14 protein-coding genes are annotated in these 14,387 nt (G+C 63.1%); all 14 read left to right on the forward strand.

Going from position 1 to position 14,387, the window contains the following annotated elements; genetic code table 11:
- Positions 1–8 precede the first annotated feature (8 nt).
- Positions 9–962: an ACP S-malonyltransferase gene (gene fabD, locus AC1PPL_RS04145; protein WP_047351565.1), complete on the forward strand. Its 954-nt coding sequence runs from the start codon at positions 9–11 to the stop codon at positions 960–962.
- Positions 959–1,699 carry a 3-oxoacyl-ACP reductase FabG gene (gene fabG / locus AC1PPL_RS04150; protein ID WP_015913978.1) on the forward strand — a complete coding sequence of 247 codons (741 nt, stop codon included), beginning with the start codon at positions 959–961 and terminating at the stop codon, positions 1,697–1,699. The genes fabD and fabG overlap by 4 nt, the downstream gene beginning before the upstream one ends.
- Before the next feature lie 103 nt (positions 1,700–1,802).
- Positions 1,803–2,042 carry an acyl carrier protein gene (gene acpP / locus AC1PPL_RS04155; RefSeq protein ID WP_003058049.1) on the forward strand — a complete coding sequence of 80 codons (240 nt, stop codon included), beginning with the start codon at positions 1,803–1,805 and terminating at the stop codon, positions 2,040–2,042.
- Positions 2,043–2,099: 57 nt separating this feature from the next.
- Positions 2,100–3,344 carry a beta-ketoacyl-ACP synthase II gene (gene fabF, locus AC1PPL_RS04160; protein WP_015913977.1) on the forward strand — a complete coding sequence of 415 codons (1,245 nt, stop codon included), beginning with the start codon at positions 2,100–2,102 and terminating at the stop codon, positions 3,342–3,344.
- Between the two features lie 621 nt (positions 3,345–3,965).
- A complete protein-coding gene (gene rpoE, locus AC1PPL_RS04165) occupies positions 3,966–4,601 on the forward strand; it encodes an RNA polymerase sigma factor RpoE (RefSeq protein WP_123675897.1) in 636 nt (211 codons plus the stop codon).
- Positions 4,602–4,641: 40 nt separating this feature from the next.
- Positions 4,642–5,265, forward strand: a complete 624-nt coding sequence (locus AC1PPL_RS04170) for a sigma-E factor negative regulatory protein (protein WP_479972713.1) — start codon at positions 4,642–4,644, stop codon at positions 5,263–5,265.
- Between the two features lie 65 nt (positions 5,266–5,330).
- On the forward strand, positions 5,331–6,356 hold the full coding sequence (locus AC1PPL_RS04175; protein ID WP_479972714.1) for a MucB/RseB C-terminal domain-containing protein: 1,026 nt from the start codon (positions 5,331–5,333) through the stop codon (positions 6,354–6,356).
- A 139-nt stretch (positions 6,357–6,495) separates the two neighbouring features.
- Positions 6,496–7,926 (forward strand): DegQ family serine endoprotease, encoded by a 1,431-nt coding sequence (locus AC1PPL_RS04180; RefSeq protein WP_479972715.1) that lies wholly within the window; start codon positions 6,496–6,498, stop codon positions 7,924–7,926.
- 440 nt (positions 7,927–8,366) lie between these two features.
- Positions 8,367–10,175, forward strand: a complete 1,809-nt coding sequence (lepA, locus tag AC1PPL_RS04185) for a translation elongation factor 4 (RefSeq protein ID WP_011806391.1) — start codon at positions 8,367–8,369, stop codon at positions 10,173–10,175.
- A 5-nt stretch (positions 10,176–10,180) separates the two neighbouring features.
- Positions 10,181–11,158: a signal peptidase I gene (gene lepB / locus AC1PPL_RS04190; protein WP_088888474.1), complete on the forward strand. Its 978-nt coding sequence runs from the start codon at positions 10,181–10,183 to the stop codon at positions 11,156–11,158.
- Positions 11,159–11,185: 27 nt separating this feature from the next.
- Positions 11,186–11,563, forward strand: coding sequence for a DUF4845 domain-containing protein (locus tag AC1PPL_RS04195; RefSeq protein ID WP_287806431.1), 378 nt, complete (start codon positions 11,186–11,188; stop codon positions 11,561–11,563).
- Positions 11,564–11,568: 5 nt separating this feature from the next.
- Positions 11,569–12,255 carry a ribonuclease III gene (rnc, locus tag AC1PPL_RS04200; RefSeq protein ID WP_088886238.1) on the forward strand — a complete coding sequence of 229 codons (687 nt, stop codon included), beginning with the start codon at positions 11,569–11,571 and terminating at the stop codon, positions 12,253–12,255.
- Positions 12,252–13,265: a GTPase Era gene (gene era, locus AC1PPL_RS04205; RefSeq protein WP_011806387.1), complete on the forward strand. Its 1,014-nt coding sequence runs from the start codon at positions 12,252–12,254 to the stop codon at positions 13,263–13,265. Before rnc ends, era begins: the two co-directional genes overlap by 4 nt.
- 253 nt (positions 13,266–13,518) lie before the next feature.
- Entirely contained in the window at positions 13,519–14,307 is a 789-nt protein-coding gene (gene recO, locus AC1PPL_RS04210; RefSeq protein WP_011806386.1) for a DNA repair protein RecO, read from the forward strand.
- Positions 14,308–14,387 lie beyond the last annotated feature (80 nt).

Below are 14,387 nucleotides of genomic sequence, written 5' to 3' on the forward strand. Positions count from 1 at the left end.
GTTTGACCATGTCGAAAACTTTTGCATTTGTGTTCCCCGGCCAAGGCTCGCAGTCGGTGGGCATGCTGGACGCTTGGGGTGACCATCCCGTGGTGGCCGAGACGCTGCGCGAGGCTTCAGAGGCGCTCGGCGAAGACGTCGGTGCGTTGATTCATGCGGGGCCCAAGGAGGCGCTGGCCCTTACCACCAACACCCAGCCGGTGATGCTGGTGGCCGGGATTGCGGCTTGGCGCGTGTGGTGCGCTGAGGGCGGGGCACTGCCGGCTGCCGTGGCCGGGCACTCCCTGGGCGAATACTCCGCGTTGGTGGCCTCGGGGGTTTTGAGTCTGGCCCAGGCAGCCCCGCTGGTGCGCCTGCGTGCCGCTGCCATGCAGGAGGCCGTGCCCGTGGGGGTTGGCGCCATGGCGGCCATCCTCGGACTGGAGTCAGCCAAGGTGATCGCCGGTTGCGCCGAGGCTATGGCCAGCTTTGGTGCTGGATCCACCGATGTGGTGGAAGCCGTGAATTTCAACGATCCCGCTCAGACCGTGATTGCGGGCACCAAGGCGGGCGTGGAGAAAGCCTGCGAAGTGCTCAAGGCAGCGGGCGCCAAGCGCGCACTGCCGTTGCCGGTGTCGGCGCCCTTCCACTCCAGCCTGATGAAGCCCGCCGCAGAAAAACTGCGTGCCGCGCTCGCTGCACTGGAACTGGGCGCGCCGCGCATTCCCGTGGTCAACAATGTGGACGTCGCGGTGCAGCAAGACGCAGATGCCATCCGCGATGCACTCTATCGGCAGGCCTTCGGCCCGGTGCGCTGGGTGGAGTGTGTGCAGGCGCTGAAGGCGCGTGGCGTGACGCATGTGATCGAATGCGGGCCCGGCAAGGTGCTGGCCGGGATGACCAAGCGCATCGACCCCGAGCTGGTTGGCGCCTCACTGTTTGACCCGGCCACGCTGGCCGAAACCAAGGAACTGCTGGCATGAGTGAATCCGCCTCTCCCCAGATTGCGCTGGTTACCGGCGCCACCCGCGGCATCGGAGCCGCCATTGCCGCCGAGCTCGCCCAGCGGGGCTTGCGCGTGATTGGTACGGCCACCACGGATGAAGGCGCGCAGCGCATCGGCCAGGCCCTGGCGGCCTACGGCGGCAAGGGCGTCAAACTGAACGTGACCGACGGCGCAGCCGTGGACACGCTGGTGGATGCCATCGTCAAGGAGCATGGGGGCCTGCATGTGCTGGTGAACAACGCGGGCATCACGCGTGATACGCTGGCCATGCGCATGAAGGACGACGACTGGGATGCCGTGCTTGACACCAATCTCAAGGCTGTTTTCCGCGTCAGCCGTGCGGCTATTCGGCCCATGATGAAACAGCGCTTTGGGCGCATCATCAGTATTACCAGCGTGGTGGGCGCATCGGGCAATCCCGGTCAGGCCAACTACGCGGCCGCGAAGGCTGGTGTGGCAGGTATGACCCGCGCATTGGCACGTGAACTGGGCAGCCGCGGCATCACCGTGAATTGCGTGGCTCCGGGTTTCATTGCCACCGACATGACCGCCGATCTGCCGGAAGAGCAGAAAAAAGCGCTGAAATCCCAGATCGCCATGGGCGAGTTGGGGCAGCCCAGTGACATCGCCCATGCCGTGGCTTACCTTGCATCGGCTGGTGCAGGTTATGTGACGGGACAGGAGTTGCATGTCAATGGCGGCATGTACATGTAATTAAAGTCAGTTGACGCCGTTTTGTCCGTACGGCGGGCTGCTACGGGGCTTTACCCGGAGCGGCTAGAATCGCGGATTCATTCACAACCCCCTGAGGGAAACCATGAGCGATATCGAAGCACGTGTCAAAAAAATCATTGCCGAACAACTCGGCGTGGAAGAGTCCCAAGTCACCAACGAAAAAGCCTTCGTGGCAGATCTGGGTGCCGACTCGCTGGACACGGTGGAACTGGTGATGGCGCTGGAAGACGAGTTCGGCATCGAGATCCCTGACGAAGACGCAGAGAAGATCACGACGGTGCAAAACGCCATCGACTACGCCAATACCCACCAGAAGGCCTAAGTCGCTGCCGCCCCGCACTCCCTGGGGCGCGGCATCCCATCAGCAAAGGTTTAGCGCATGAGCCGTCGTCGCGTTGTCGTGACCGGCCTGGGTTGCATCACCCCCGTTGGCAATACGGTGGCCGATGCCTGGGCCAACATCCTCGCCGGGAAATCCGGCATAGACCTCATCACCAAGTTCGATACGACGAACTTTGCCTGCAAGATAGCTGGCGAGGTCAAGGGTTTTGACCTGGACTCCTTCATCAGTGCCAAAGATGCGCGCACGATGGATACGTTCATCCATTACGGTATCGCGGCGGCCGAAGAGGCAGTGCGCGACGCTGGTCTGCCCACGGGCGAGGCGCTGGACGATGAATTGGCCACCCGCATCGGCTGCATCATTGGCTCCGGTATCGGCGGACTGCCGCTGATCGAGAACACGCATGCGGAGTTGACCAACCGGGGGCCGCGCCGCATCACGCCGTTTTTCGTCCCTGCATCCATCATCAACATGGTGGCTGGCCAGGTGTCGATGCGCTTCGGCTTCAAGGGACCGAACCTGTCGGTGGTCACAGCCTGCACCACGGGCCTGCACTGCATCGGCGAAGCAGCCCGCAAGATCGAATACGGGGACGCCGATGTGATCGTCGCTGGCGGTACGGAGTCCACCGTCTCGCCCCTGGGTGTGGGCGGCTTCGCAGCCATGCGTGCCCTGTCCACGCGCAACGATGATCCGCAGACGGCGTCACGCCCCTGGGATAAGGACCGCGATGGCTTCGTTCTCGGGGAGGGTGCGGGGGTTCTGGTGCTGGAGGAGTACGAACACGCCAAGGCGCGTGGCGCGCGCATCTACGCCGAGGTGTTGGGCTATGGCATGAGCGCCGACGCCGGGCACATGACGGCACCCAATATGGATGGCCCGCGGCGTGCCATGGTTGCCGCACTGCGCAATGCCGGCGTGAATGCCGACGAGGTGGATTACCTCAATGCGCACGGCACGTCCACGCCGCTGGGGGATCTCAACGAAACCAATGCCATCAAGGCGGCACTGGGTGACCATGCCAAGAAGATGGTGGTGAGTTCGACCAAATCGATGACCGGGCATTTGCTTGGTGGAGCGGGAGGCATTGAGAGTGTGTTCACCGTACTCGCTTTGCACCAGCAGAAGGTGCCTCCTACCACGAATATCTTCGAGCAGGATCCGGAGTGCGATCTGGACTACTGTGCCAACACGGCGCGGGACATGAAGATCGACATCGCAGTCAAGAACAATTTTGGCTTTGGTGGCACCAACGGAACGCTGGTGTTTCGGCGCGTCTGATTGATCGGGCCTGGCGCGGCGGCCGGCGCGTCCGCGAGTCTCTGGATCATCGTGCGGGCTCGTCCTCCCCAGTGTTTGGCTAACGTCCGCCATGCGTGAGTCCTTGCACGCTCCCGCCGTTCGCTACCCCTATGGCCGCTCGCTCGTGGTGGCCCGCACCCTTGTCTTGTTGGCGCTGGCCGGCATTGCCTGTCTATCGGTCTGGTTGCTATCCCATGGACGTCAGCCCGACCTGGCCATGCGCGCCTGGGTTGGTGCTTTGGCCTGGGTGTTGGGTACGGCGGCGGCCTGGCGCTTCTGGCACCGCCTGCCGGAAGGCTTTTTGGTGTGGGATGGCAGCCTGTGGTGGTTGGAGACTGGGCGAACGGGCATGCGTGTGCCCGTGGATCAGTCACCCGCGGTGCATCTTGACTTTCAGACCATCCTGATGTTTTCCGTGCAAGGGGCATCCCACACACGGCAATGGCTGTGGATGGAATGCAGGAGCGACCCTCTCCAATGGCCGGCTCTGCGGCGTGCGGTATATTCGCGCGCCCGTGGCGGCCCCCTCGCTGGCGCACCCGCGAAGCAGACAACCGACGGAATGCCACCCCCGCAGGGTGGCGGAGCATCCCACAAGACATGACGACCCCATCGCCCGCGCCCCAAGAGCCCGCCGACAGTGATCTGCGATTGGTCGAGCGCACCGTCGCGGGGGACCAGCGCGCTTATGAACTTCTGGTCATCAAATACCAGCGGCGCATTGAGCGCCTAGTGGGGCGTATGGTGCGCGATACCGATCTGGTGGCCGACATCACGCAGGAAACCTTTCTGCGTGCCTACCGAGCCTTGCACCAGTTCCGTGGAGAGGCACAGTTCTACACCTGGCTCTACCGCATCGCCGTGAACACCGCCAAGAAGGCGCTGGTAGACATGAAACGCAATCCGGTTGTCACGGAGAGCGCTCTTCGCGGCAGCAACGACTCCGAAGATGAAACTTCCTTCCTGGATCGTGAACTAATCAGCGACGAAACCCCCGAAACCGTGTTGGCGGCCCAGGAAATCGCTGCCGCTGTCAATGCGGCCATGGAGGCATTGCCCGAGGATTTGCGGCAGGCCGTGACTCTGCGGGAGATCGAGGGGTTGAGTTACGAGGAAATTGCCGTAGCCATGGAATGCCCCATCGGTACGGTGCGCTCGCGGATCTTCCGTGCGCGCGAGGCAATTTCCGCGCGGGTCAAGCCTTTGCTGGAGAAGCGCTCCGGCAAGCGGTGGTAGGCGTGTGAATGGCAATGGCGCGGTTTGGCGAGTAAACACCATGAACGACGACATGATGATGCGAGAACAGCTGTCGGCTTTGGCCGATGGGGAGTTGCAGGGCGAAGAATTTGCGCACGCGCTCACCTATGCCGCGAACGCCGAGGGGCGGGCGACGTGGCAGCTCTACCATTTGATAGGTGACACCCTGCGCAGTTCTGAAGCAGCGGGTATGGGAGACCTTGAACTCGTAGACCGCCTGCGCACGCAACTGGCGCGCGAACCGGCGCCTCGCTTGGCGGCCGTGGAAGTAGGTCACGTGGCCTCTATGAAGGCGGGGCGGACGAAAGACAACGCAGCCAACGCCGCAGTGTTCCGCTGGAAGGTGGCGGCAGGGTTCGCGTCGTTTGCCGCAGTCGCGGCTGTTGGATGGAGTGTTTATCTGGGCGCCGAAGGTGACGGCCGCGCGGCAGGCGCGCAGTTGGCGGCGGTCCAGCCAGTCATGACGGCCACGGCGCCCGCTCTGCTGGCCACAGCCGCCGGCTCTGATGGGCAACAGGTCATGTTGCGTGATCCGCGTCTGGATGAGTTGCTCGCGGCGCACAAGCAGTTTGGCAGCACGACTGCACTGCAGATGCCGGCAGGCTTCCTGCGGAACGCCACGTTTGAAGCGCCTGCGCGCTAAAGGGTCGGGCTCATCGTTGGAATGTCTAGGCTAGGGAGTCCAGGCGCGTGATTCGGTGGCGAGTAATGCAGTGCTGCCGCAGGTTGCGGTCATGGTGGTTGGTGTGTGGCGGTTTGATGCTCTGTGGCGTGGCTGCGGCGAACTGCATGTCAGGCCCCGCACCAACGACCCCTGGCGAACCACGCGACGTGGCGGAGTGGATTGCGCGCATGCACCATGCTTCGCTGTTTCGCAGCTACCACGGCACGTTCGTGGTTCTTTCTTCCAACGGGGCCATGGTCAGTTCCCGGATCTGGCATGCCTGCGAGGGTGCGCGGCAAATTGAGCGTGTCGAGGCGCTGAGCGGAACACCACGGGTGGTCTTCCGGCGCGAAGAGGAGGTCCGCACCTTCCTTCCGCATGCCCGTGTGGTACGCAGCGAACTGCGCGACGTGCCCGGTGCTTTTCCGCGTGTTGCCGATGCCAAGGGTGTCCATCCTTCGCAGCATTACGCGCTGCGGGCCCTCGGGCAGGAGCGCGTGGCCGGGAGGGATGCCGATCGGCTTTTATTCCAGCCCCGTGATGCCTGGCGATTCGGCTACCAGATCTGGGTGGATCGTGTGTCTGGACTGGTTGTCAAGATGCAGACCTTGGACGGCGAAGGTCGGCTCCTGGAGCAGGCGGCGTTTTCGGAACTGAATCTGGATGTCCCGGCGGATCTGTCGCGCATCGAACAGATGATGGAGGACTTGCAGGGGTATCGTCTCGTGAAGGTCCCTCTTCAGCGGACGACGGCCGAAGCGCAAGGCTGGACCATGGGCAAGGCTGTGGCCGGATTCGTCTCCCAGGGCTGCTATCGCAAAGACGTGATGGCCATGGCGTCCGGCCCGCTATTGCAGTGCATTTACTCAGACGGCTTGGCCACGCTTTCCGTCTTTGTGGAGCCGTTCGATGCCGCACGCCATGCTGCATCTGTGCGCAGTGCCAGTATGGGCGCCACACAAGTGGTGGGCCGGCAGGTGCACAAAACTGCCTGGGTGACCGCTGTGGGGGAAGTTCCTGCCCGCACGCTCCAGCGGTTCATCGAGTCCGTCCAACGCAAGGACGAGTGATGCGTTCCGTTCCCGGTGTACGGGAACCAATGCGCGCGGCTTTCTCACAAACCGCTATTCCCGCTGTTGCGGGTTGTCTGGAAAAGAAAGGCTGATGATGACGAAACTCCGTGCAAAGCGCGCATGGTGGCCCTGCGCTATGGCCATCGCCTTGGCAATGGGCGGCGCAGGCTTGGTGGCGGCGCCCGCTTCGGTGCAGGCCCAGCCTGCTGCCGTGGTGCGTGGCCTGCCTGACTTCACCGAACTGGTCGAGCAGGTGGGACCGTCCGTGGTGAACATTCGCACAACCGAGAAGGTGACGGCGAGGCCCTCCATCGGGGGCATGGATGAAGACATGCTGGAGTTCTTCCGGCGTTTTGGTGTCCCGGTGCCCAACATTCCACGCCAGCAGGGGCCGCAGCGTCCGCAGCCCGAAGAGCAGCCGCGTGGCGTGGGATCGGGGTTCATTCTGAGTCCTGACGGCTATGTCATGACCAACGCCCACGTGGTGGAGGGGGCGGACGAAGTGATCGTGACGCTGACGGACAAGCGGGAGTTCAAGGCCAAGATCATTGGCTCGGACAAGCGCACCGACGTTGCCGTCGTCAAGATCGACGCCACGGGACTGCCCGCGGTAAAGGTGGGTGACGTGGGCCGTCTTAAAGCGGGTGAATGGGTCATGGCAATCGGCTCTCCCTTTGGCCTGGAAAACACCGTGACCGCCGGCATCGTGAGTGCCAAGCAGCGCGATACGGGCGACTATCTGCCCTTCATCCAGACGGATGTGGCCATCAATCCCGGTAACTCCGGCGGCCCTCTGATCAACATGCGGGGCGAGGTGGTGGGCATCAACAGCCAGATCTACTCCCGCTCCGGCGGATTCATGGGTATCTCGTTCGCCATTCCCATTGACGAGGCCATGCGCGTGAGCGAGCAACTGCGCGTGAGCGGTCGTGTGAGCCGTGGCCGCATTGGTGTTCAGATTGGCTCGGTTCCCAAGGATGTGGCGGAGTCCATCGGGCTTGGCAAAACCGACGGCGCGCTGGTGCGCGGCGTGGAGACTGGATCCCCCGCGGAGAAGGCTGGCATAGAGGCGGGCGACGTGATCACGCGCTATGACGGCAAGGCCGTCGAGAAGGTGTCTGACCTTCCCCGCCTGGTGGGCAACACCAAGCCAGGAACCAAGACCCATATCACGGTGTTCCGCCGTGGCGCATTGCGCGACCTGTCGATCACCATTGCCGAGGTGGAGCCCGATGAAAAGGTGGCAGCCAAGGCAGCCGAAGCAGAAGGCAAGGGCAAGTCCTCGACAGCGGCTCAGCAGATCGGCTTGGTCGTTGCCGACCTGACCGCTGCGCAGGCGAAGGAACTGAAGGTGAAGGGAGGGGTGCGCGTGGTCTCTGCCAACGACTCGGCGGCGCGTGCCGGTCTGCGGGCAGACGATGTGATCATCGCGCTGGCTAACACCGAAGTCCGTAACCTCAAGGATTTCGAGGCGGTACTAGCGAAGGCTGACATGGGGAAACCCATCAACGTGCTTTTCCGTCGCGGCGAATGGGCGCAATATGCACTGATCCGCCCCAGCCGTTAGGCAGCGTCGCCAGGGCTCGCTGGAGCCCCGCGATTCCGTAGCGGGGAACGCTCTTTCGCAGGGTTGGTATCAACGGGGCGCTATGTACTTATTGATAGAATAAGTGCGTTTCAAAGGCGCCAATCAATATAACTCCACCTTGAACGTCGCCATGCGGAAAACGCGCTAAGTCATGCACAGGTTTTCCATGGCTTGTTCACTTGTTATTCAGCAATTTGAGATGCGTTGGTTGAATAAGATGTGGATAAGTGCCTCGTTGCAGCCCGGCAACGACCCCGGGCGCTTGTAGGACGCACCCCTTGTTGGGGCCTTTTTGCCTACAATGAAGCTCCAACTATCGCAGTTGCCAAAGATTGTTGGTTCAGGGCGCGTCGCTTGTTTGACGCGCCCTTTTTTCTTGTCATGAGCCTTGCAGTTCAAATACTTGTCGTATCCCGTTGATGAACCACATCAGAAATTTTTCGATCATTGCGCACATTGACCACGGCAAGTCCACGCTTGCTGACCGCATCATCCAACGCTGCGGGGGACTGGCCGACCGGGAGATGGAAGCACAGGTGCTCGACTCGATGGACATCGAGAAGGAGCGCGGGATCACCATCAAGGCGCAGACCGCGGCACTGCAATACAAAGCGCGTGATGGCAAGGTCTACAACCTGAACCTGATCGATACGCCGGGCCACGTGGACTTCTCTTATGAGGTGTCGCGCTCGCTTTCGGCGTGTGAGGGTGCATTGCTGGTGGTCGATGCATCGCAGGGCGTCGAGGCGCAGACCGTGGCCAACTGCTACACCGCGCTGGATCTGGGTGTGGAAGTGCTGCCCGTGCTCAACAAGATGGATCTGCCCCAGGCTGATCCAGACACCGCCAAGGCCGAGATCGAGGATGTAATTGGCATCGACGCAAGCGAAGCCATTGCCATTTCGGCCAAGACAGGCATGGGCATCGACGACGTGCTGGAGCAGATCGTTGCCAAGGTGCCGGCCCCGCGCGGCCAGTCCGAGGCGCCGCTGCGCGCGATGATCATCGATAGTTGGTTTGACTCCTACGTGGGCGTCGTCATGCTGGTCCGTGTGGTCGATGGCCGGCTGCAGAAGGGCGAACGCTTCAAGATGATGGCCAGCGGCGCGGCCTACGAGGCGAACAACCTCGGTGTGTTCACGCCCGCGCAGCAGTCGCGCGATGCGTTGGAGGCGGGCGAGGTGGGCTACATCATCGCCGGCATCAAGGAACTGAAGGCAGCGAAGGTGGGCGACACCATCACGCTGGAAAAGAAGCTGCCCAACAACCTGGGCCCCGCCACGGAGGCGCTGCCGGGCTTCAAGGAAATCCAGCCCCAGGTGTTTGCCGGCCTGTACCCGACGGAAGCCAACCAATACGACGCGCTGCGCGACGCCCTGGAAAAGCTGCAGCTCAACGATGCGTCGCTGCACTTCGAGCCCGAGGTTTCGCAGGCGCTGGGCTTCGGCTTCCGGTGCGGCTTCCTGGGGCTGCTGCACATGGAGATCGTGCAGGAGCGCCTGGAGCGCGAATTCGACCAGGACCTGATCACCACCGCGCCCAGCGTGGTGTACGAGGTGGTCAAGGGCGATGGCGAGGTCATCATGGTCGAGAACCCGTCCAAGATGCCCGACCAGGGCAAGATTCAGGAGATCCGCGAGCCCATCGTGACCGTGCACCTGTATATGCCGCAGGACTACGTGGGCCCGGTCATGACGCTGGCCAACCAGAAGCGCGGCGTGCAGATGAACATGCAGTACCACGGCCGCCAGGTCATGCTGACCTACGAACTGCCGCTGGGCGAGATCGTGCTGGACTTCTTCGATAAGCTCAAGAGCGTCTCGCGCGGCTATGCCTCGATGGACTATGAGTTCAAGGAGTACCGCCCTTCCGACGTGGTCAAGGTGGACATCCTGCTCAACGGCGAAAAGGTGGACGCGCTGTCCATCATCGTCCACCGCAGCCAGTCGCAATACCGCGGCCGCGCGGTGGCGGCGAAGATGCGCGAGATCATCTCGCGCCAGATGTTCGACGTGGCCATCCAGGCGGCCATCGGCGCCAACATCATCGCGCGCGAGACCATCAAGGCATTGCGCAAGAACGTGCTGGCCAAGTGCTACGGCGGCGACATCACCCGCAAGCGCAAGCTGCTGGAAAAGCAGAAGGCAGGCAAGAAACGCATGAAGCAGATTGGTTCGGTGGAGGTGCCGCAAGAGGCCTTCCTGGCGATTCTGCAGGTTGAGGATTGATCGCTGTGCAAGTCATGCAATACATCACGGCCGCGGTGCTCGCGGCATTCGTGGGCTATGTGGGCGCGTGGTATTTCGGCGCGCTCGAGGGCAACTTCGCGCTGCTGCTGTTCCTGGCTACGGTGGTGACCGGGGCGTACTGGCTGGCCGAGCGCTTCATCTTCCTGCCCCGGCGCCGCCAGGCCGCGCAGGCGCTGGAGGCCGCCGCGGCCCAGCGCCGCGCCGAGTTGGATCGCATGGGCATTCAGAAGGTGGACCAGGACGACCTCCAGGAAGCCAAGGGGCGCATCCTCATGCAGCCCTGGTGGTTGGACTGGACTGCGGGGCTCTTTCCCGTGATCGCCATCGTCTTTCTGCTGCGCTCGTTCCTGTTCGAGCCCTTCAAGATTCCCTCGGGTTCGATGATTCCGACGCTGCTCGTGGGCGACCTGATCCTGGTGAACAAGTTCACCTATGGCCTGCGCCTGCCCGTGATCAACACCAAGATCACTGAAGGCAATCCGCTGCAGCGTGGTGACGTGGTGGTGTTCCGCTACCCGCCGCAACCCAACATGGACTACATCAAGCGCGTGGTGGGTATCCCAGGGGATGAGGTGGCCTACCTGAACAAGCGCCTGACGGTGAATGGCACGCCGGTGCCCACCACGGCACTACCGGACTTCTTCGACCCGGACGCGATGCGCTATTTCAAGCAGTTCGAGGAGCAACTGGGGGCACACCCGCACCGTCTTCTCAACAACCCCGAAGTTCCGGCGTTCGTGCAGGGTGCGAGCAATTACCAATTCCGCGATCAGTGCCGCTACAGCGTCGAGGGCGTGACCTGCAAGGTGCCTGAAGGGCACTACTTCATGATGGGTGACAACCGCGATAATTCGCTCGATTCGCGCTACTGGGGGTTCGTGCCGGACGGGAACATCGTAGGCAAGGCCTTCTTCGTGTGGATGAACTTCGGTAATCTCAAGCGCATCGGACCGTTCAACTAACCAGTATTGGCAGAGAGGGAAGCAGACATGGGAGCACAACGCACCACCACTCGTTCGCGTCAGCGGGGGCTGTCGTTCATCGGCGTGATTTTCGTGGGCCTGATCGCCGTGGCCGCATTCGCGATCGGCGGGCAGTCCGTACCCATCTTCCTCGAATACTTCGCGATCAAGAAGGCCGCGGTGAAGGCGGCGCGCGACGGCTCGACGGTGCCCGACATCCGCGCAGCGTTCGACCGGGCAGCAGCCATTGACGACATCCATTCCATTGCCGGCAAGGACCTGGAAATCACCAAGCGCAATGACAAGATCGTGGTGTCATTCAGCTATTCGCGTGAAATTGCCCTGGCGGGACCGGCCTTCCTGGTCTACCGCTTCCAGGAATCGACCCAACCCCCGAATTACTAGTCTTAGTGCAACCGGCCAGTCTCTCCACACTGCAGCAACGCCTGCAGCATCAGTTCTCCGATGCGTCGCTGCTGCAGCGCGCGCTCACCCACCGCAGCTTCAGCGCGGACCACAACGAACGCCTGGAATTCCTGGGCGACTCGGTGCTGAGCCTCGCGGTCTCCAGCCTGCTGTTTCGCCGCATGCGCGACCTGCCCGAAGGGGAGTTGTCGCGCGTGCGTGCACTGCTCGTCAAGCAGGACTCGCTGCACCAGATCGCCGTGCGGCTGCAGTTGCCGCCGGTGCTGCGCCTGGGGGAGGGCGAGGCCAAGTCCGGCGGCAAGCTGCGCCCGTCCATCCTGGCCGATGCATTGGAGGCGATCATCGGCGCGGTGTACCTGGATGCGGGCTATGAGTGCGCCGAACGGCTGGTGCACCGCCTGTTCGAGGGCGTGGAATTGAGTCCGCGCTTGCAGGAGGCTGCGAAGGATGCCAAGACCGCGTTGCAGGAGTGGCTGCAGGGCCGCAAAATGAATCTGCCTCAGTACCGGGTCGTCTCCACCACGGGCGCCGCGCACAACCAGGTGTTCCATGTGGAGTGCGAGGTGGTCGAGTTGCAGCGCGTGGAGCGCGGCAGCGGCGCATCGCGCCGCGCCGCTGAGCAGGCCGCTGCCGGTGCCATGCTGGTCCAGTTGAAAGCGAAAAACGTATGAATGCTACTGAAACCGTAGCTGGTAGCGCAGACGATTCGGGCGCTAGCGGCCAAAATGACCTGGAAGCCATGCTGGCGGCCGCGCGCCCCGGCGGCGATGCCCCGGCCGAGGCCAGCGGGCAGCGCTGCGGGCTGATCGCCATCGTGGGCAAACCCAATGTGGGCAAGTCCACGCTGATGAATGCGCTGGTGGGGCAGAAGATTTCCATCACCAGTCGCAAGGCGCAGACCACGCGCCACCGTATCACGGGCATCCGCACACGCGGCGCCACGCAGTTCGTGTTCGTGGACACGCCGGGCTTTCAGACGCGGCATTCCACCGCGCTCAACAAGTCGCTCAACAAGACCGTGATGGGCGCGATCGGCGACGTGGACCTGATTCTCTTCGTGGTCGAGGCCGGCAGCTTCACGCTGGCCGACGCCAAGGTGCTGTCGCTGTTCAAGCCTGGCATCCCCACGCTGCTCATCGCCAACAAGCTCGATACCGTGCATCGCCGCGCCGAGATCGCACCGTGGCTGCGGGACATGCAGGGCCGCCACCCGTTCGCGGAGTTCGTGCCCATGTCGGCCAAGAACAAGGGCGATATCGAGCGCCTGTACGGCATCTGCGAAAAGTACCTGCCCGAGCAGCCCTGGTGGTATGCCGAGGACGAGTTGACCGACCGCAGCGAGAAATTCCTTGCCTCTGAAACCGTGCGCGAGAAGCTGTTCCGCTTCACGGGCGACGAATTGCCCTACACCTCCACGGTGGTCATCGACAAGTTCGATGAGGAAAAGAGCAAACAGCACAAGCGCTTCATCCGCATCGCGGCCACCATCGTGGTGGAGCGCGACGGTCACAAGGCCATGGTGATCGGCGAAAAGGGCGAACGCCTGAAGCGCATCAGCACCGAGGCACGGCAGGAACTTGAAAAGCTCATGGATGCCAAGGTGTTTCTGGAGGTCTGGGTCAAGGTGCGTTCCGGCTGGGCCGATGATGAAGCGCGCGTGCGCTCCTTCGGTTATGAATAGGACCGTCCCGTGAGCGGCTGTGCCGTCTTCCCCTGCGCGCAGCGCTGCGTTTCGCGGGCACAGGGGTGACGCGGTGGCTGGGCAAGGCTCGCTCCGCGCAGGCTTCTGGCGTGGCCCGTTTCGCTGCTCTCTGACGGGTGGTGCAGTGGCGACGTCACGCGGCGCGGGGGATGCTTGCACACGGATTTTCAAGCAAATCAGCCTCCAGCGCTCATCTGTCAAGCGCTGGGAGCTATTAACAAGATAGCAATTCATGGCCGCCCGCCGCATCGCCGACGAGCCCGCCTACGTACTCCACAGCTACGACTGGAGCGAATCCAGCCTGATCCTGGAGACGTTCACGCGCCATTACGGTCGCGTGGCGCTGGTCGCCAAAGGGGCGAAGAAGCCCACCTCCAACTTTCGGCCCGTGCTGCTGCCGCTGCAGCCGCTGCGGGTGACCTACACGCTGGGCGGCGAGGGGCATGGCGAGATCCATGCGCTCAAGGGCGCGGAGTGGGCGGGTGGCCATGTCATGCCGACGGGCGACGCGTTGCTGTCGGGCCTTTACCTCAACGAACTGCTCCTGCGGCTGCTGGCGCGTGAGGACACCCACGCGCCGCTGTTCGATACCTATGCCGGCGTGGTGCGCGTGCTGGCAACCGTGGACCACGAGGGGGAACATGGCGATGCGCTGGAGCCCGTGCTGCGCAGCTTCGAGCTGCTGCTGCTGCGCGAGATCGGCCTGCTGCCGGGCCTGGATGCGGAGACCTCCACGCTTGCTCCGCTGCACGCGGCGGCGCGCTACGCGCTCGTGCCAGAGGCCGGCCTGCGCCCGGCCGTGCCGGCCGACCGGGCTGCGCTTTCGGGAGGCCAGTGGCTGGCCCTGCAGGGCGCGCTGGACGAGCCCGCGCGCTACACCGCCACGCTGCGGGCCATCGCGACAGCCGAGGCGCCGGTGGCGGCTGATCTCAAGACGCAGTTGCGTGCGCTGCTGCAATACCACTGCGGCAGCCCCTTGCTGCGCACGCGCCAGCTGATGATGGATCTGCAGAAACTCTGAGAGGCTGTCCTCAGGCTTTCCACGCGGCGCTTGGCACCGCACCCGGCGGCGTGGTATCTCTTGCCAATGGCACGCGCTGT

Source organism: Diaphorobacter sp. B2A2W2 (assembly GCF_056730635.1).

Excerpts from the sequence above, each read along its gene's own strand:
- fabG (WP_015913978.1), top strand. The coding sequence starts at position 959 with ATGAGTGAATCCGCCTCTCCCCAGATTGCGCTGGTTACCGGCGCCACC.
- rpoE (WP_123675897.1), top strand. The coding sequence starts at position 3,966 with ATGACGACCCCATCGCCCGCGCCCCAAGAGCCCGCCGACAGTGATCTG.
- AC1PPL_RS04180 (WP_479972715.1), top strand. The coding sequence starts at position 6,496 with ATGGCCATCGCCTTGGCAATGGGCGGCGCAGGCTTGGTGGCGGCGCCC.
- AC1PPL_RS04195 (WP_287806431.1), top strand. The coding sequence starts at position 11,186 with ATGGGAGCACAACGCACCACCACTCGTTCGCGTCAGCGGGGGCTGTCG.
- AC1PPL_RS04175 (WP_479972714.1), top strand. The coding sequence starts at position 5,331 with ATGCAGTGCTGCCGCAGGTTGCGGTCATGGTGGTTGGTGTGTGGCGGT.
- lepA (WP_011806391.1), top strand. The coding sequence starts at position 8,367 with ATGAACCACATCAGAAATTTTTCGATCATTGCGCACATTGACCACGGC.
- recO (WP_011806386.1), top strand. The coding sequence starts at position 13,519 with ATGGCCGCCCGCCGCATCGCCGACGAGCCCGCCTACGTACTCCACAGC.
- AC1PPL_RS04170 (WP_479972713.1), top strand. The coding sequence starts at position 4,642 with ATGAACGACGACATGATGATGCGAGAACAGCTGTCGGCTTTGGCCGAT.
- era (WP_011806387.1), top strand. The coding sequence starts at position 12,252 with ATGAATGCTACTGAAACCGTAGCTGGTAGCGCAGACGATTCGGGCGCT.
- fabF (WP_015913977.1), top strand. The coding sequence starts at position 2,100 with ATGAGCCGTCGTCGCGTTGTCGTGACCGGCCTGGGTTGCATCACCCCC.
- acpP (WP_003058049.1), top strand. The coding sequence starts at position 1,803 with ATGAGCGATATCGAAGCACGTGTCAAAAAAATCATTGCCGAACAACTC.
- fabD (WP_047351565.1), top strand. The coding sequence starts at position 9 with ATGTCGAAAACTTTTGCATTTGTGTTCCCCGGCCAAGGCTCGCAGTCG.